Below are 16,008 nucleotides of genomic sequence, written 5' to 3'. Positions count from 1 at the left end.
GCGGGGTCTTCCACCCTTGCCGGCCCCGCTCTTGTTTTTTGCCCGAAAGGCTGCCTGCGTGGTTTGCGTGCGGCCGAGCGTGCGTGGTAAGCCCACCGCCCATGCGCCTGATTTTACTTGCCTTGTGCATGCTCGTTGCCTCTTCGGCACGGGCGGCGGACGCCGAGGTGTTGACCCGCCTGGATGACCTGCACGCCAGGCGTGCGGACGCCGCGGTGGTGAAGGAGCTGGAGGCGGAGTTCAAGAAGACGCTGGCGGCGACGCCGGACGACTTCGAGGTGCTGTGGCGCCAGGCACGCCTCCTCCAGTGGCAGGCGGACGGGGCTGGCAGCGAGAAGCTCAAGAAGGTGCTCGGACGCCAGACGTGGGACGTCGCCGAGAGGGCCCTCAAGCTGGCCCCCGCCCGGGTGGAGGGCCACTACTACGCGGCGACGGGCATCGGCGCCTACTCTCAAGCAGTGGGGGTGGTGAAGGCGCTGGGCGAGGGGCTGGAGGGCAAGTTCAATGAGCGCGCGGACGCGGCCATCAAGATTGATCCGGCCTTCAACTGGAGCGCTCCGTTGCTGGTGAAGGGCCGCTACTTCTACGAGCTGCCCTGGCCGAAGCGAGATTTGAAGAAGTCCGCCGAGTATTACGAGAAGGCCATCAAGAAGAACCCGGAGATGCTGCGCGCGCATTACTTCCTCGCCGAGACGCTCCTCAAGGACGACAAGGCCAAGGAGGCGCGTGACGCCATCCAGAAGGTGAAGCAGGGAAGCGTCGCGTATGACCCTCCAGAGGGTCAGCGCATCCAGGAGTGGGCGAAGAAGGTCGAAGCCGACATCGAGGAGGAGCTCAAGTGAGAGCAGAGAATCAGGTAGCACCTTCGGCGTCGGCCGCCGGAGCGCAAGAGGGAAACCTGGTCCAGTTGCTGATCCAGCGCGCGCAGAACGCCTCCAAGGCGGGTGTGACGCACAAGAAGGACGGCCGCTGGCAGGACGTGACGTTCGGCCAGGTGCTGGACGACGTGAAGGCGCTGTCCGCGGGCCTGGTGGCCCAGGGCGTGAAGCCTGGAGACCGGGTGGCGCTGTTCGCCAACACCAGCCTCCAGTGGATCATCGCGGACCTGGCCATCACCGCGGCGCAGGCGATCACCGTGCCCATCTACTCGTCCAACCTTCCGGACGAGTTCCGCTATGTCATCAAGCACTCGGAGACGTCGTTCGTCTTCGTGGACAATGACGAGAAGGATGCCAAGCAGGCGGGCCGGCTGACGCGCGTTCGGCAGAAGCTGGCCGAGTGTCCCACCGTCACCAAGGTCATCGTGTTCGAGGGCGCGGTGGCGGGCGGCCAGGAAGTCTCCCTGGCGGACGTCATGGCCCAGGGCCGCGAGGCGCACCAGGCCAACCCGGGCGCCTTCGAGGAGCGCGTGGCCTCCGTGAAGTCGGAGGACACCAACTGCCTCATCTACACCTCCGGCACCACGGGTGATCCGAAGGGCGCCATCCTCACCCACGGCAACTGGACGTACCAGGCGCACGCGGTGCAGGCCATCGGCATGATGGAGCCGACGGACGCCGTCATGCTGTTCCTGCCGCTGGCGCACGTCTTCGCCCAGGTGGTGAAGGCGGCGTGGCTGAGCATGGGCTTCCGGCTCATCGTCGCGGAGTCGGTGGACAAGCTGATGGCGAACATCGTGGAGACGCGTCCCACGGTGCTGCCGTCGGTGCCGCGCGTCTTCGAGAAGGTCTACAACACCGTGGTGTCCAACGGCACGTCGGCTCCGGGCCTCAAGGGCCGGCTGACCCGCTGGGCCTTCAAGCTCTTCGACGAGTACGTGGATGCGATGCAGCAGGGCCGGCCGTACGACACGTTCGCCTTCACCCTGGCGAAGAAGCTGGTGTTCACCAAGGTGCGCGGCACCCTGGACGAGAAGCTGGGCGGCAACATGCGCCTGTTCGTCTCCGGTGGCGCGCCGCTGTCCCGGAAGATCGGCTACTTCTTCGACCTGCTCGGCTTCAAGGTGGTGGAGGGCTACGGCCTGACGGAGACGGCCGCTCCCACCAACGCCAACCGCCCGAACAAGATCAAGATTGGCTCCGTGGGGCCAGCGATGCCGGGCACCGAGGTGAAGATCGCCGCGGATGGAGAGGTGCTCGCCCGTGGCCCCTGCATCATGAAGGGCTACTACAAGAACGACACGGCCACCGCCGAGGTCATCGAGCCGGACGGCTGGTTCCACACGGGTGACATCGGCGAGCTGGATGCCGACGGCTACCTGCGCATCACCGACCGCAAGAAGGACATCATCGTCACGGCGGGCGGGAAGAACGTGGCGCCTCAGAACATCGAGAACACGCTCAAGACGTTCCCCATCCTGAGCCAGGCCATGGTGTACGGCGACAAGCGCCCGTACCTGGTGGCCCTCATCACCGTGGCGGAAGACGCGGCCAAGAAGCTGCTGGAGGAGAAGGGCGCCCCGGTGGGCAGCTACGCGGACAACGCGAAGCGGCCCGAGGTCCACGCGGCGGTGAAGGCGGTGCTGGACAAGATGAACGCGGATTCGCCGCCGTACGCCACCATCAAGCGCTTCACGGTGATGCCCGCGGACTTCACCCAGGAGTCCGGTGAGCTGACGCCCACCCTGAAGGTCAAGCGCAAGGTCTGCAGCACGAAGTACAAGGCGCAGATCGACGCCATGTACGACAACGTGGCCGTCATCGACTGAGCGTTCGGCTCCTCGCCCCCGGTGCGGTCGACCGGGGGTGTGCCCCGCAATGTCAACGCCCGCTCGGCCCCATGAAGATGGGGTGGAGCGGGCGTCGTGCTTTCCGGCGGGAACTCCCCGGAGCGGGACTACGCGTGGGTGCTGGGCGTGGAGGACTTCACGTCCTTGTCCACGTTGCCGCCGCCGGCGAGCGTCCCGGTGCCCTTCTTGTCGGCGCCGGGGGTACCGGTCTCCTCCTCACCGCCGAAGCCGCGCTTGAAGTTGCGAATCGCGCTGCCCAGGGACGAGCCGAGCTGCGGCAGCCGCGTGGCCCCGAAGAGGAGCAGCAGCACAAACAGGATGAGAAGAAGTTCCATCGGCTTCAGCCCCAGCATCACGGCTCCTTCGCGAAAACGGGGCGAGCATAGCGGGGGGAGACGTGGACCGCCAGCAAGAGCGGAGGCCTCATGCCTGGAGGGCCGCTGGAGTGCCAAGCATGGCGCCTGGCACCGCGGTGAGGGTGATGAAGAGGGCGCTACCGGACGGATCCGTCTCCACGCCCACGCTTCCCCCGTGCGCCTCCACCTCCTGGCGGGCCAGGTAGACGCGCAGGGGATCCTCCAGCTTCTTCTCGCGGAAGGCCCGCTCCTCGCGGCGGAAGACGACGGAGGCGTCCTCGTCGGAGAGGGGGACGCCCTCCCGGCGCACCTCCACCCGCACCCTGGGCGCCCCTGGGTAGATGCGCAGGTAGATGACCTCGCCGGGCTGGGAGCGGGAGAGCTGGTACAGGATGAAGGCCTCCACGGCATGTTGGATTCGCGCTCCGTCCACGGCCACATCGGGCGGGGCCACGCGCGGGTCCAGGTCCAGGACGAGCGCCACGTTGGCCGCGGTGGCCGCCGCGCGCTGGCGCTCCACGGCCGCGTCCAGCAGGGGGATGAGCGACTGGCGCTCCGGCTCACAGGCGAGCGAGCCCAGGTCGGCGCGGCTGGAGTCGAAGAAGTCCTGCGAGAAGGACAGCGAGCGGTCCGCGTTGCGAAGAATCGTCTCCAGCCCGCGTTGCACCTTGGGCTCCAGCGGGTTGCGGCCGTTGAGCAGCAGCGCGGCATAGGAGCGGATGTTGGCCAGTGAGCCGCGCAAGTCGTGGGATGCCATGCCCAGGTAGCGCACCCTGCGGCGCGCGTCGGACTCGTTCCAGCTCACCGGGAAGGTCCACAGGAGCCGCCCTCCGTCGCCCAGGAACTCTTCTCCCGCGAGGACGACGAGGTCTCCCTGCTCCCAGACGCGCATGTCGCCGGCGCGGCGGTGGAAGCCCGCGGCGCCCAGCAGGGCCTCCACGGACGTGGCGCCCTGAGGCAACTCCTGGATGCCCAGATGCTCGAGGACCAGGCCGCCCAGCAGGCGTGGAGGCCCTTGCGTGGGGACGAGGACGAGGCCAGGCGCTTCCGCCGTGCTGCCAGCTCCCATCTCCCCAGGGCTCCTCACGTTTTCCACCTCCTGTCCAGCAGGTCACGGAAAGGGTGGGGCGTCACTGTCGGTTTTGCAACGTGCACCCCGCTCGTATGCGGGGAGCGCACTTTCTTGCGCCGCTGCATGGGAGGATGGTGGAAGAATCCCCAGCGTCGCACCGAGGGAGACTGCCCTGACTCCGCCTAACACACAGCCTGATGGTGCCCCCGTCGTCCTCGTCGTGGACGACGACCCTGACATCCTCGAAGCCCTCTCCGAAATCCTGGAGGCCGAGGGGTTCGTCATCCGTCGTGCCCGCAACGGGAAGGAGGCGCTGGAGCGCCTCGAGCCTGATCCACCCCACCTCATCCTGCTGGACTTGATGATGCCGGTGATGGACGGCTGGGAGTTCGCCCAGCGCATGCGCCAGAAGCCGCCGGCCATCGCGGGCATCCCCCTCATCGTCCTCAGCGCGGACCGCAACGTGGGCAGCAAGGCCCAGGACATTGGCGCCGTGGGCCACCTGGCCAAGCCCTTCGAACTGAATGACTTGCTGGAGATGGTGCGCCGCTCGCTGAACCCGTCCACGGTGAGCAGCACCAGCGCGTGATGAACACCTCGTATCGCGCTGCTTGACCTGTCAGGGGGGCGCCATTACGGTCCCCTCCACCCGTCTTGATTCTTCAATCAACGACCAGGCCAAGGAGCGCGTCATGACCGCGAAGGACATCATCGAGACCCAGATTCCGGAAGTTCTCACCGCGAAGCCGGAGCTGGCGAAGGACATCAACGCCATCATCCACTTCGACATCTCCGGCGAGGGTGGCGGGAAGTGGACGCTGGACCTGACCAAGGCCGACGGCTGGGTCACCTCGGGCATCGAGGGCGCGTCCAAGATGACCATCCTGGTGAGCAACGAAGACTTCGTGAAGATCCGCGAGAAGAAGCTCAACGCCCAGATGGCGGCCATGCAGGGCAAGCTGAAGTTCAAGCCCATGGACATGGGCCTCGCGATGAAGCTGGCGAAGCTGCTGTCGTAGTTCCCTCGGAGCGCGGGGGGGAGCCCTGGCGCTGACCCTCGCTCCGACTCGCGCGGCGCGTTCCCACCTCGGGGGCGCGCCGCACGTCGTTTCAGGCCCCCCTCGTCTCGTTCGACTCCTGGAGAACCGCCATGTCGTCGCTGCCACTCACGGGTCTTCGCGTGCTGGATTTGTCGCGCCTGTTGCCCGGCCCCTACGCCACGCTGGTGCTCGCGGACCTGGGCGCCACGGTGGTGAAGGTGGAGGAGCCGGAGGGCGGAGACTACGTCCGGGCGATGCCGCCCTCGCGCGACGACGTGGGCGCGCTGTTCTACGGCCTCAACCGGAACAAGCGCTCACTCACGCTGAACCTCAAGACGCCCGAGGGGCGCGACGCGCTCAAGCGACTGGCGCGCACGCACGACGTGCTGGTGGAGAGCTTCCGGCCCGGTGTCATGGACAAGCTGGGCGTGGGCGAGTCGGTGCTGCGGGCGGAGAACCCCCGGCTCATCTACTGCGCCATCTCCGGCTATGGGCAGACGGGGCCGGATCGGCTCAAGGCGGGGCATGACCTGAACTACGTGGCCCGCGCGGGTCTCCTGGGCTACGGCGGTGAGGCGGGTGGGGCTCCGGCCTTTCCCGGCGTGCAGATGGGAGACATCGGCGGAGGGAGTCTCTTCGCGCTGGTGGGAATCCTCGCCGCGCTGCATGAGCGCGAGCGCACGGGGAAGGGCCGCCTCGTCGACGTGTCCATGACGGACGGGGCCACGGCCTTCCTGCACATGCACCTGGCCGCGCGGCTCTTCATGGGCGAGCAGGGGGCCCCGCTGGAGCGCGGACGCGAGGCGCTCAATGGCGGCTACGCGTGCTACGGCCTGTACCGCACGGCCGATGACCGGTGGCTGGCGGTGGGCGCGCTGGAACCCAAGTTCTTCGCGGGGGTGTGCGAGCGGCTGGGAAGGCCGGAGCTGCTCGAGGACGCCTATATGCCGGGCGAGGCGGGCGCGCGGGTGAAGGCGGAGCTGACGCGCCTGTTCGCGGAGCAGCCGCTGGCGTACTGGGCGGAGAAGTTCGCGGGCTCCGACCTGTGCGTGGAGCCGGTGGCGGAAGGGGACGAGGTGTTGGCGGACGCGCAGCTTCGCGCGAGGGGCCTCTTCGTCGAGGCTGAGGATGCGCGACTGGGCCGCAAGGTGACGCACCTGCTCACCCCGCTGCGCATGGGGCCGACGCCGCTGCGCGAGCCTCCCGAGCTGGGCCAGCACTCGCGTGAGGTGCTCGTGGAAGCGGGCTTCACGGAGGAGGAGATGGCGCGACTCGGCGTCTGAGTCAGTCGCCCGATGTTCCTGAACGAGTCAGGGGCAGCGCGGAAGCAGGCAAGGCGCCCGGAACTCGTCGCCACCTGCTTGGCGAGTCGGGCTGGCCTGCGGAGAGGGTGTCGGAGCTGCTCGTGATGGAGTCCGTCCGGAGGATGGGCGACTCCAGAGCGCTTCACCGTGCGCCGCGTGGCAGGTGTCACCCACCAGGTCCAACGCGAGCTGTCGATTCCGTGTGGCGACGGACGCGGGGGCCGCGAGCAGTCCCGTCTCGTCCATCCTCCGCAGCGTGTTCTCCAGATATCCGCGCGCCCGTTCCACGGTCTCTTGCTGGACGGCGGTGGGGCGCCAGCCGGTGTCGTCGCGGAAGCGTCCGAGTGTCTCGAGGAAGTGCCCCTGGAACTTCAGCATCTGCGCCAGTACCAATTCGCGCTGCGTGGGTACCGAGGCCCAGGCCGTCTCGTACTGCCGCATCTCCGAGTCCAGTCGGTACAGCAGCACGTCCACCTGCGCCGCCAGCCGTTGCTTCCACGCCGCGCGCACGGTCGGGTGGCGCGCCCAGCCCGCCACGGCCTGGAAGTAGTGCAGGCCCCCGCAGGGGTGCGCGTAGATGCCCTGGCCCCGCTTGGGCACCTCGTGTCGCCCTGCCTTCATGCCCGAAGCGAGCTCGGCCTGCTCCGCCTCCAGCGTGGCGAGCGCGCGCTCCATCACCGCGTTCACGCCCACCTGTCGCCCCGTGCCATCGCGGAACGTGTCACCGGGACGAGAGGCCAGCGAGAGGACATCGAGCATCCAGGCACTCTCGGCCGAGGCCACCTGGTCCATCCGGAAGTCGCGCTTCACGTCCTCCACCAGCTCGCGCAGCGTCACCGTGCCCCATGACGCCGTGAAGCGCTGGGACAGCGGCAGCCCCGCGGCCAGCAACGTCTTCACCTGAAGGGCGGGGTGGGGCTCCACCGGGGTGCTGTTGTCGGAGGTGAATGGTTCGAAGAAGAGGTCGGCCCCCTTCGAGGGCGCGTCTTCGAGCGCGGGCGTCCGGCGCAGGAAGTCGGACACCACCACGTCGGAGGCGAGCCGGCCGTCGCTCGCGCGGAAGGCGCGGCCTTCCAGCACGACACCATGCGCGAGTGCCCATGGATGGTGCGCATCCGAGGCCCAGGCGCGGCACCGTCCGGCCAGCTCCTGGCCTGTCGGTGTGGCACCCGCCGCCGTCGTCGCGAGCACGGAGATGACGAGGAGCAGTGGCTTCTGGAAACAACGGAGCGCGCGCCGGGCGGAATTCGCCACCGGCGCGCGCTCTTGCATCCTAGACCGCCTGTTCGGAGGTGGTGCCTCCGAGCCGCTTCAGCATCCGCTCCAGCAGGCCGAAGAGGGCCTCCTGGTCATCGGGCGGAAGCAGGTCCAGCATGCGTCGCAGGCCCTGGTCGACGCTGCGACTGATGAGGTTGAAGAGCTTGGCGCCCTCCTGGGTGAGCTGCGCGACGACGGCGCGCCGGTCCTCGGCGTCCCGCGTGCGCTCCACCAGCTTCATGGCCTCCAGCCGGTCCACCACTCCGGTGATGGTCTTCTTGGTGATGCCGACACGCTGGGCAAGGACTCCCACGTGTGTGGGGCCGTCATTGCCCAGCCACATCAGCGCGTGGATCTGCGTGGGGGTGAGCTGATTGCTCTCGCAGATGCCATGGAGCGGGTCTCGCAAGGAGCGGTACCGCCCGAGCTGGATGATGAGCTCGTGCAGCCGCCGTGACGCGGGCGTGGGAGCGTCTCCCTCGGCCTCGGAGGGCAGGGTGTCGCCCTCCTCGGTGAGCTCGAGCTCCTCCTCGCCTGCGCCGGACGGCTGCACGCGGAGGGCCGGTCTGTTGGCCGGCACTCGCATCAGGCCGTCTCCACTCGCGCGGCGGCCGCCACCGCGGGCTTCTCGCCGTGAACCGCGTGCGGCGTGCCGTGGTCCGGGGCGGTGCCCGGGCCCTTGCGCCGCTTGAACTTCTCGGTGAGCTGATCCAGCAGCGAGTACACCACCGGCACCACGCCGAGCGTCAGCACGGTGGAGGTGATGAGGCCGCCGATGATGGTGATGGCCATGGGCGCGCGCGTCTCCGCGCCATCACCCCGGGCGATGGCCACCGGAATCATGCCGGCGATCATCGCGATGGTCGTCATGAGAATCGGACGCAGACGAACCGGAGCCGCGCCCAGCAGGGCCTCCGTGGCGCTCTTGCCTTCCTCACGCAACTGCAGCGTGAAGTCGACCAGGAGGATGCCGTTCTTCACCACCAGACCCATGAGCATGATGACGCCGATGAGGGCGAACATCGACATGGCCTGGCCGGTGACGAGCAGCGCGCCGATGGCGCCGATGAAGGCGAAGGGCAGCGACAACATGATGGTGAACGGGTGGACGAGGCTCTCGAACTGCGCCGCCAGGATCATGTACACGAGGATGATGCCGAGCAGCAGCGCGGCGCCGAACGAGGCCACCGCCTTGCCCATCTCCTTCGCGTTGCCCTCGAAGTCGTAGATGATCCCCTTGGGCACTTCCTTCTCCGCCGTCGTGTTCATGAAGGCCACGGCGTCACCCAACTGGTAGCCGGAGGCCAGATTGGCGAGCAGGGTGATCTGCCGCTTCTGGGACTCACGGTCGATCTGCACCGGGCCATCCGCCGGAGTGACGGAGGCCAGGTTGCGCAGCTCCACGAGCTGCCCGCTGGGAGCACGCACCGTGAGCTTGCCGAGTGCATCGGCGGAGGCCAGGGTCTCCGGCGGCAGCCGCAGCTTCACCTCGTACGTCTCGCCGCCCTCGCGGTAGTCCGCGAACTTGTCGCGGCCGAGGAAGGCGCGCAGCGTGGAGCCCAGTGAGGCGGCCGGGACGCCGAGGCTGGCGGCGCGCTCGCGGTCCACCACCACGTCGTACTGGGGCTTGCCGGAGCGGTACGTGGAGTCGATGTCCACCAGACCCTTGTTGGTCCTCATCGCCACCTTCATCTTCTCCGAGGTGGTGATGAGCTCCTGCCAGTTGTCGCCGCGAAGGTTGAACTGCACCTGCTGCGAGCGTGAACCACCGCCGGCGATGCCGGTGACGTCCTGCACCGTGACGGACACGCCCGGACGGGGCTTGATGGCGCCGCGAAGATACGTCTTGAGCTCTCCCTGGGGATAGCTGCGCTCCTTGATGGGAACCAGGTTGATGAGCAGCTCGCCCTTGTGCACTTCCTCCTGCACGCCGCCGCCGACGGTGGCGAAGGTGGAGGCGATGCCGGGCAGCCCGCGCACCTGCGCGTCGAGCTGGTCGATCTCCGCCTGCGTCTCGCCGAGCGTCGAGCCGATGGGGAGCTCCACCGCCAGCTTGATGTTCCCGTTGTCGGACTCCGGGATGAACGTGAACTTGAGGAAGCGGGCCAGGCCGAAGGTCGCGAAGAGCACCACCACCGCCACCACCATCGTCACCAGGCGGCGACGGAGGATGGTCGCCAGGATCTTCCGGTAGCCGTTCTCCATGCCCACCAGCACCTTCTCCACCGCCGCGGACACGCCCGTGGGCTGACCGTGGTGGCGCAGCATGCGCGAGGACAGCATGGGCGTGAGCGTCATGGACACGGCGTAGGAGATGAGCGTCGCCACCGCCACCGTGACACCGAACTGGTAGAAGAACATGCCCATGATGCCGTCCATGAACGCCACGGGGATGAACACCGCGACGATGGCCAGCGTCACCGCGAGCACGGCGAGGGCAATCTGCCCGGCGCCGTCCAGCGCGGCCTGCATGGGCGTCTTTCCCTCTTCCATGTGACGGACGATGTTCTCGATGACCACGATGGCGTCGTCGATGAGCAGACCGATGGAGAGCGTCAGCGCCAGCATCGTGATCATGTTGAAGGTGAAGCCCAGCGCCGCCATCACCGCGAACGTTCCGACGACGGACACCGGCAGGGCCACGGCCGCGACGATGGTGGAGTTCAGGTTGCGCAGGAACAGCAGCACGATGACCACGGCGAGGATGCCGCCGAGCACCATGTCGAACTGCACCGAGGCGATGGACGAGCGGATGAAGCGCGCGTTGTCCGACACCATGTCCACGGTGATTCCCTCGGGCAGCCGGCTGTTGATCTCGCTCAGGGATTCCTTGACGAGCGAGGCCACCTGCACCGTGTTGGAGCCGGACTGCTTGCGCACCACCAGCGCCACCGCGCTGCGGTCGCCGTTCTTCGCGGCGCCACGCGCTTCCTCGGGGCCGTCCACCACGTCGGCGATGTCCCGCACGCGCACCGGCGCGCCGTTGGGGCTGGCGATGATGATGTTGCGGATTTCATCCACGCTCTTCGCCTCGGACGTCAGGCGCAGCACGCGCTCGCGACCGCCGTCCATGGTGCGGCCACCCGGGACGTCCAGGCTCTGCGCGCGCACCGCCTGGCTCACGTCGCTGATGGCCAGCCCGAAGCCGCGCAGGCGGTCCGGGTCGACGACGAGCTGGATCTCCCGCTCACGGCCGCCGATGACGTCGATGCTGCCCACGCCCTTCTGGCGCTGCAGCGCGGGCTTGATGATGTCCTCCGCCGTGCGCGTCAGCTCTTCAATCGGGAGCGCGCCGGACAGCGACAGGGTGATGATGGGGGCCGCGCCGATGTCGAACTTCTCGACGACGGGCGTGTCGATTTCATCCGGCAGCTTGCTCAGCGTGGCCTGCACGCGATCACGCACGTCCTGCGCGGCCACGTCCACCTTGCTGGCCAGGGTGAAGCGCACGACGATTTGCGACACGCTCTCCATGTTGATGGAGCGCAGCTGCTCCACGCCGTTGAGCGTGTTGAGCGCCTCTTCCAGCGGATCACTGACGTTCTTCTCGATGGTCTCCGGGTCAGCGCCGGGGAGCACCGTCGTCACGGTGACGACAGGGAAGTCGACGTCGGGGAACTGATCGACGCCGATGCGCGGGTACGCGTTGATGCCGAACACGACCACCGCCATCATCAACATGGCGGTGAAGATGGGTCGTGAAATGAATGTCTTGAGAGGGCTCATTCAGGAGCTCCAAAGGTAAGGGGGAGGGCAGGCGTCACTGCACAACGCGGACGGCCGTGCCCTCCTTCACGTCCAGGGAAGAGTCGGCGAGCACGCGCTCGTCGGCGGCCAGGCCCTGGAGAATGCGGACGTAGCCAGGGAGCACGCGCTCCACGCGCACGTCGCGCTTGCGCACGGTGCCGTCCTGCACCACCCACACGAAGCCCTGCTGGCCTCGCGAGCTGACGGCCTGCGTCGGCAGGAAGAGGCCCTTGTCGTCGGACTGGCCCGCCACGTTGGAGAAGTCCAGGTCCACCAGCGCGCCCGGGCGCAGCGGCGACGCCGTCTCACCCACCACGTCCGCCAGCACCTCCACCGTGCGGTTGGTGGTGTCGACGGTGGAACCCACCATGGAGACCGTCACCTCGAAGCGCATGCCGCTGGGGCTCACCGTGCCCTGCGTCTTGGTGCCCGGCTTGACCTTGTCCACCACGGACTCGGGGACCAGCGCGCGCACTTCCAGGCCGCTGGTGTCCACCAGCGTGAAGACGGACGTGGGCGGCGTCATCGCCACCGTGTCGCCCAGGCTCTTCATTCGCGCGGTGATGACCCCGTCGAAGGGGGCGAGAATCGACATGTCCCGCAGGTTCTCCTCCGCCATGCGCAACGTGGCGGCGGCCTGGGCGGCCTGGGCGGCGGCCTGCTTCGTGCCGATCTCCGCCTGATCCAACCCCGCCGCGGCGATGCCACCCGACTCCGCCACCTTGCGGGTGCGCTCCAGGTTGTTCGTCGCCAGCTGCAGCGCCGCGTCCGCCGCCGCCTTCACCGCGCGCGCCTGCTCCACGCCGATGGCGACGTTGGACGTGTCCAGCACGGCCAGGACCTGGCCCTTCTTCACCTTGTCGCCCACCTTCACCAGCATCTTCGCGATGGTGCCGGTCGCCTGGGGGCTCAGCGTCGCCTCCTGCTTGGAGCGGACCTGACCCGTCACGCGCGTCACGCTGGCCTCCAGCTCCGTCGCCGGAGCAATGGCCTTCACGCCCAGCGCCGACGAGCCCTGCTGCGCCGGAAGGGCCGGCGCGGCGCCACCCTTGCCGCAGCCCGTCATCATCACCGCCGCCAGCACCGCGGCCACCCACATGCGTCGAATCACGGTCGTCCTGCTCCTGCCAGCTCGCGGGCCCCGGACCCCTCCAGGGCACTCCACGCCGGCTCAAACCTTTGGAAATTCTGCGGCCCGGAAACTACAGTCCCTGAACTGTCTGTCAAGGGGATACTCCGCGATGCGGACTATCTCCCGCCGGGCCTACTTAATGCCCGCCTGCCTGGCAAGCAGGACTTTCTTCGAGGGCTGCACCAGAGGGCGGGGCGCTGGTTCGCCCTCGACGTCCGCTCTGGAGCCCATCGGATACCGCGCTGCGTCAGCATACCTCAACCACCCCGGTGATGGCACGCCGCGTCACGCGCGGGGCACTGGCGGTCCTTGTTGCTTCTCGGAGGCGCCTGTTATTGATTCGAAAATCAATCTTGTTGTCCCCCCGCCAATGAGGAGAGTGCATGCCGAACCCGTTCACCGAGGAGCACGAGGCCTTCCGCAGGACGGTGCGAGCCTTCGTCGAGAAGGAGATGGCGCCGTACGGGTTGGAGTGGGACCGGGCCGGCATCTTCCCGCGTGAGCTGTTCAAGAAGTGCGCGGAGCTGGGCTTCCTCGGCATCAACCATGACCCGAAGTTCGGCGGCAGCGGGCTGGACTACTGGTACGTGACGGCGTTCTGCGAGGAGCTGAGCTACAGCCGCAACGCGGGCGTGAACATGGCGCTGCTGGTGCAGAGCCAGATGGCCACGCCCATCATCAACGAGATTGGCACCGACGAGCAGAAGCGGGAGTTCCTGGAGCCCGCGCTCAAGGGCGAGAAGATCGCCGCGCTGGGCGTGAGCGAGCCGGGGTGCGGCTCGGACGTGGCGAGCATCAAGACGACGGCGCGCCGGGACGGGGATGACTACGTCATCAACGGCTCGAAGATGTGGATCACCAACGGCACGCGCGCGGACTTCATCACCCTGGCGGTGCGCACCGGTGGTGAGGGCTACGGCGGCATCTCCCTGGTGACGTTCCCCACGGACGTGAAGGGGTTTGGCGTCTCCAAGAAGCTGGACAAGATTGGCAACCTGTCCTCGGACACGGCCATCCTCTACTTCGAGGACTGCCGCATCCCCGCCCGCTACGTGCTGGGCGAGGAGAACGAGGGCTTCTACCACATCATGACGAACTTCCAGGGCGAGCGCCTGGTCGGCGCCATCACCACCGTGGCCGGCATGGAGCGGATGATGGAGGACGCCATCCAGTACGGCAACGAGCGCGAGGCGTTCGGCCGGCCGCTGATGAAGTTCCAGGTGTGGCGCCACAAGTTCGTGGAGCACCTGACGGCCATCGAAGCGGCGAAGCGGCTGACGTACCACGCGGTGGACCTCTTCGACCGGAAGGAGAGCCCCGTGAAGGAGGTCTCCATGGCGAAGCTGTTCGCGGGCGACCTGGCCCAGCGCGTGGCCTACGACACGCAGCAGTTCTTCGGCGGCATGGGCTACATCGAGGAGACGCCCATCGCCCGCATGTGGCGCGACGTGCGCCTCATCACCATCGGCGGCGGGACCTCCGAGGTGATGAAGGAGATCATCTCGAAGCTCTACGGCTTCTAGCGCCGCGCATGGCGGGCGGGTCTGAAGAGGCCCGCCCGTCGTCGTTCCACCGCCGCACGCGCCCGCGACGAGCCGGGGCCTACCGGATGCCCTGCTGCTGTTGCGCGTAGGTGCCGCTGAACTGCTCCTCCTCGAGCACCTGGATGGCCGCGCTGCCCGCCGCCGCCGCGCCAGCGCCCACGGGCGTGCCCTCCGCGGGACGCGGCTGACACACGCACCCGGCGGAGCTGCGGATGACGACCACCGCGCCCAGGTCCATGTCCAGGTCGGTGCAGATCTGCTTGCACTCGGTGGCCCGCTCCTTGGGCACGGCGTAGTTGGTGGCCCCGATGGTGGTGCAGCCAGTCAGGCACAGCAGCGCGGACAGGACGAGGAGGTTCCGGTTCATCTCCCGCCGTTTAGCATGGGCCGCGCGGTCGGCTAGGGTGTCGCCCTGGAGGTGGTGATGGCACCCGTGATTCCGGCGAGCGTGGCGTGGTACGTGACGGGCCGTTTCTACCTGTCGTCGGAGGACTCGACGCTCCAGGACCTGGGCTTCTTCCTCCACCTGGAGGGACTGCACGGGCCGCTGCTCGAGGACCCCACCGGGAAGGTGGCCGAGGCCACCGCGCTCCTGACCTTCCGCTCCACGCCGTTCAAGTCCGTGTCCGTCGACAACGGAGGGCTGTCGCTGAGCGTGGACCCCGTGGGGGACTTCACCGTCTACCTCAAGGAGCCGGGCCACGCGCGGGCCCACTTCGACGACCCGGCGTCGTTCTCCGAAGGGCGTCCCATCGCCACGTTCCGCCGGGCAAGCCTCGTCGTGGGCGGCGCGTTCAGCGGGCCCGCGAGCACCGGCCGCTCGCTGTCGATGAACGTCTTCACGGCCCGCCTCGTGTGGAGCACCGCCTTCGAGCTGCACGGCGAGCGCTACGACTTGAAGGACCTGCTGCCCCACGGAATCACGCAGTGGGGCGAGTCCGGTCCCCTCGCGCTGGCGAGTCCGCCGCCGGGCTTCTCCAAGGTCGTCCCGTTCGTGGGTTCGGCGGTGGCCGTGGGCCCGGGACTCGCGCGCTGAATCGCCGCGTCAGCGCTTCCTGAACAGGGCCTCCGCGGCGCTCATCATCGCGTCGCGGCTGGCCTTCGCGTGCAGGCCGCCTTCGCCTACCTGGAACAGCTCGCAGAAGTTGGCGCCGTCCTTGTCGGAGGGCACTTCGGCGAAGGGCTCCTTGCACTCCTTGGCGACGCTCGGTTCGAAGTGCCGACAGTTGCGGCACGAGCGCACGTCCTCTTCACAGTGCGGACAGGTGTCGCCGCGTCCCACCTGATTGCCGATGATGTCGAGCGTGTGTCCACAGTGCGCACAGCCGGGCATGGCCACCTCCGCGAGAGCAGGGGCGCCATTGTGCCAGCGCGCGAAGGTCCTCGGGAGTCCTACCGTTGAAGGCTGGACACGAGTGCTCCCGTGGGCTCCGAGGGAGCGGCCGACGGGGGCGGGGTGGGGCGCAAATCGCCCAGGGCATCCAGGAGCTGGTCATCCAGGCGGTTGAGCAGGAACAGGACGTAGGCGCCCACCAGGGCCATGGCCGCGGCCAGGACACCGAGCATCATGCCCCGCTCCCACAGGTGGGCCTTCTCCAGCACGCCGCGCCGCTCGGCGAAGGTCTTGAGCTGGGCGTCCGCGGCCTTGCCGTCCAGCCGGTTCGCGTACTCCTCGGCCTGGGCGGTGCCGCGTTCCATCAGCCACTGGCCCTGGACCTGGAGTGCGTCCGCCCGGGTGTAGCAGTAGACCGCTCCACCCGCCGACAACAGGGTGAAACACAGCGCAGCCGTCAAGCCCCGGGTGCCCATCGCAACGTCCTCCGGAATC

General features: G+C 68.1%; 16 protein-coding genes. 7 read left to right on the top strand and 9 right to left on the bottom strand.

Translation table 11 applies throughout. The features are described from left to right. The first annotated feature begins 101 nt into the window (after nt 1-101). Both G4D83_RS16050 and G4D83_RS16045 read left to right on the top strand, forming a co-directional pair. On the top strand, nt 102-842 hold the full coding sequence (locus G4D83_RS16050; RefSeq protein WP_176433484.1) for a tetratricopeptide repeat protein: 741 nt from the start codon (nt 102-104) through the stop codon (nt 840-842). Further along, nucleotides 839-2,707, top strand: a complete 1,869-nt coding sequence (locus G4D83_RS16045) for an AMP-dependent synthetase/ligase (protein WP_163865628.1) — start codon at nt 839-841, stop codon at nt 2,705-2,707. Before G4D83_RS16050 ends, G4D83_RS16045 begins: the two co-directional genes overlap by 4 nt. A 128-nt stretch (nt 2,708-2,835) precedes the next feature. On the opposite strand, the gene tatA is transcribed toward G4D83_RS16045, so the two are convergent. Further along, the gene (tatA, locus tag G4D83_RS16040) at nt 2,836-3,063 is read right to left on the bottom strand and encodes a twin-arginine translocase TatA/TatE family subunit (RefSeq protein WP_420826639.1); all 228 of its coding nucleotides are present in this window, start codon (nt 3,061-3,063) and stop codon (nt 2,836-2,838) included. 88 nt (nt 3,064-3,151) lie between these two features. Further along, nucleotides 3,152-4,180 (bottom strand): sensor histidine kinase, encoded by a 1,029-nt coding sequence (locus G4D83_RS16035; protein ID WP_163865627.1) that lies wholly within the window; start codon nt 4,178-4,180, stop codon nt 3,152-3,154. Nucleotides 4,181-4,376: 196 nt separating this feature from the next. On the opposite strand from G4D83_RS16035, the gene G4D83_RS16030 reads away from it, so the two are divergent. From G4D83_RS16030 to G4D83_RS16020, 3 genes are all read left to right on the top strand, one after another. Continuing rightward, entirely contained in the window at nt 4,377-4,745 is a 369-nt protein-coding gene (locus tag G4D83_RS16030; protein ID WP_176433487.1) for a response regulator, read from the top strand. Nucleotides 4,746-4,848: 103 nt separating this feature from the next. Then, on the top strand, nt 4,849-5,175 hold the full coding sequence (locus G4D83_RS16025) for an SCP2 sterol-binding domain-containing protein (protein ID WP_163865626.1): 327 nt from the start codon (nt 4,849-4,851) through the stop codon (nt 5,173-5,175). Between the two features lie 131 nt (nt 5,176-5,306). After that, a complete protein-coding gene (locus tag G4D83_RS16020) occupies nt 5,307-6,479 on the top strand; it encodes a CaiB/BaiF CoA transferase family protein (RefSeq protein WP_163865625.1) in 1,173 nt (390 codons plus the stop codon). Nucleotides 6,480-6,506: 27 nt separating this feature from the next. On the opposite strand, the gene G4D83_RS16015 is transcribed toward G4D83_RS16020, so the two are convergent. From G4D83_RS16015 to G4D83_RS16000, 4 genes are read right to left on the bottom strand one after another with little or no spacing between them, the layout of a single operon-like run. After that, nucleotides 6,507-7,754, bottom strand: a complete 1,248-nt coding sequence (locus G4D83_RS16015) for a hypothetical protein (protein WP_240356352.1) — start codon at nt 7,752-7,754, stop codon at nt 6,507-6,509. Nucleotides 7,755-7,773: 19 nt separating this feature from the next. Continuing rightward, the gene (locus G4D83_RS16010; RefSeq protein WP_163865624.1) at nt 7,774-8,343 is read right to left on the bottom strand and encodes a MarR family winged helix-turn-helix transcriptional regulator; all 570 of its coding nucleotides are present in this window, start codon (nt 8,341-8,343) and stop codon (nt 7,774-7,776) included. After that, the gene (locus tag G4D83_RS16005) at nt 8,343-11,483 is read right to left on the bottom strand and encodes an efflux RND transporter permease subunit (RefSeq protein ID WP_163865623.1); all 3,141 of its coding nucleotides are present in this window, start codon (nt 11,481-11,483) and stop codon (nt 8,343-8,345) included. The genes G4D83_RS16010 and G4D83_RS16005 overlap by 1 nt, the downstream gene beginning before the upstream one ends. Nucleotides 11,484-11,517: 34 nt before the next feature. Continuing rightward, nucleotides 11,518-12,615, bottom strand: a complete 1,098-nt coding sequence (locus tag G4D83_RS16000; RefSeq protein ID WP_240356351.1) for an efflux RND transporter periplasmic adaptor subunit — start codon at nt 12,613-12,615, stop codon at nt 11,518-11,520. A gap of 404 nt (nt 12,616-13,019) precedes the next feature. On the opposite strand from G4D83_RS16000, the gene G4D83_RS15995 reads away from it, so the two are divergent. Further along, a complete protein-coding gene (locus G4D83_RS15995) occupies nt 13,020-14,159 on the top strand; it encodes an acyl-CoA dehydrogenase family protein (RefSeq protein ID WP_163865622.1) in 1,140 nt (379 codons plus the stop codon). Between the two features lie 79 nt (nt 14,160-14,238). Here the strand turns inward: G4D83_RS15995 and G4D83_RS15990 are convergent, their stop codons facing one another. Further along, nucleotides 14,239-14,547: a hypothetical protein gene (locus G4D83_RS15990; RefSeq protein ID WP_163865621.1), complete on the bottom strand. Its 309-nt coding sequence runs from the start codon at nt 14,545-14,547 to the stop codon at nt 14,239-14,241. A 57-nt stretch (nt 14,548-14,604) separates the two neighbouring features. Here G4D83_RS15990 and G4D83_RS15985 point away from each other — a divergent pair, with 57 nt between their 5' ends. Then, complete coding sequence (locus G4D83_RS15985; protein WP_163865620.1) at nt 14,605-15,216, top strand: hypothetical protein; 612 nt, start codon at nt 14,605-14,607, stop codon at nt 15,214-15,216. A gap of 9 nt (nt 15,217-15,225) precedes the next feature. Here the strand turns inward: G4D83_RS15985 and G4D83_RS15980 are convergent, their stop codons facing one another. Beyond that, nucleotides 15,226-15,513 (bottom strand): hypothetical protein, encoded by a 288-nt coding sequence (locus G4D83_RS15980; RefSeq protein WP_163865619.1) that lies wholly within the window; start codon nt 15,511-15,513, stop codon nt 15,226-15,228. A 59-nt stretch (nt 15,514-15,572) separates the two neighbouring features. Continuing rightward, complete coding sequence (locus G4D83_RS15975) at nt 15,573-15,989, bottom strand: hypothetical protein (protein ID WP_163865618.1); 417 nt, start codon at nt 15,987-15,989, stop codon at nt 15,573-15,575. Nucleotides 15,990-16,008 lie beyond the last annotated feature (19 nt).

It is taken from the genome of Myxococcus eversor (genome assembly GCF_010894455.1).
Classification (GTDB): Bacteria; Myxococcota; Myxococcia; order Myxococcales; family Myxococcaceae; genus Myxococcus; species Myxococcus eversor.
The sequence above is the reverse complement of the archived record's forward strand: the minus strand, read 5'-3'. Positions and strand labels throughout refer to the sequence as shown.

Coding starts and splice junctions, on each gene's coding strand:
- G4D83_RS16050 (WP_176433484.1), top strand. CDS start 102: ATGCGCCTGATTTTACTTGCCTTGTGCATGCTCGTTGCCTCTTCGGCA.
- tatA (WP_420826639.1), bottom strand. CDS start 3,063: ATGGAACTTCTTCTCATCCTGTTTGTGCTGCTGCTCCTCTTCGGGGCC.
- G4D83_RS16025 (WP_163865626.1), top strand. CDS start 4,849: ATGACCGCGAAGGACATCATCGAGACCCAGATTCCGGAAGTTCTCACC.
- G4D83_RS16020 (WP_163865625.1), top strand. CDS start 5,307: ATGTCGTCGCTGCCACTCACGGGTCTTCGCGTGCTGGATTTGTCGCGC.
- G4D83_RS16010 (WP_163865624.1), bottom strand. CDS start 8,343: ATGCGAGTGCCGGCCAACAGACCGGCCCTCCGCGTGCAGCCGTCCGGC.
- G4D83_RS16005 (WP_163865623.1), bottom strand. CDS start 11,483: ATGAGCCCTCTCAAGACATTCATTTCACGACCCATCTTCACCGCCATG.
- G4D83_RS15995 (WP_163865622.1), top strand. CDS start 13,020: ATGCCGAACCCGTTCACCGAGGAGCACGAGGCCTTCCGCAGGACGGTG.
- G4D83_RS15990 (WP_163865621.1), bottom strand. CDS start 14,547: ATGAACCGGAACCTCCTCGTCCTGTCCGCGCTGCTGTGCCTGACTGGC.
- G4D83_RS15985 (WP_163865620.1), top strand. CDS start 14,605: ATGGCACCCGTGATTCCGGCGAGCGTGGCGTGGTACGTGACGGGCCGT.
- G4D83_RS15980 (WP_163865619.1), bottom strand. CDS start 15,513: ATGCCCGGCTGTGCGCACTGTGGACACACGCTCGACATCATCGGCAAT.
- G4D83_RS15975 (WP_163865618.1), bottom strand. CDS start 15,989: ATGGGCACCCGGGGCTTGACGGCTGCGCTGTGTTTCACCCTGTTGTCG.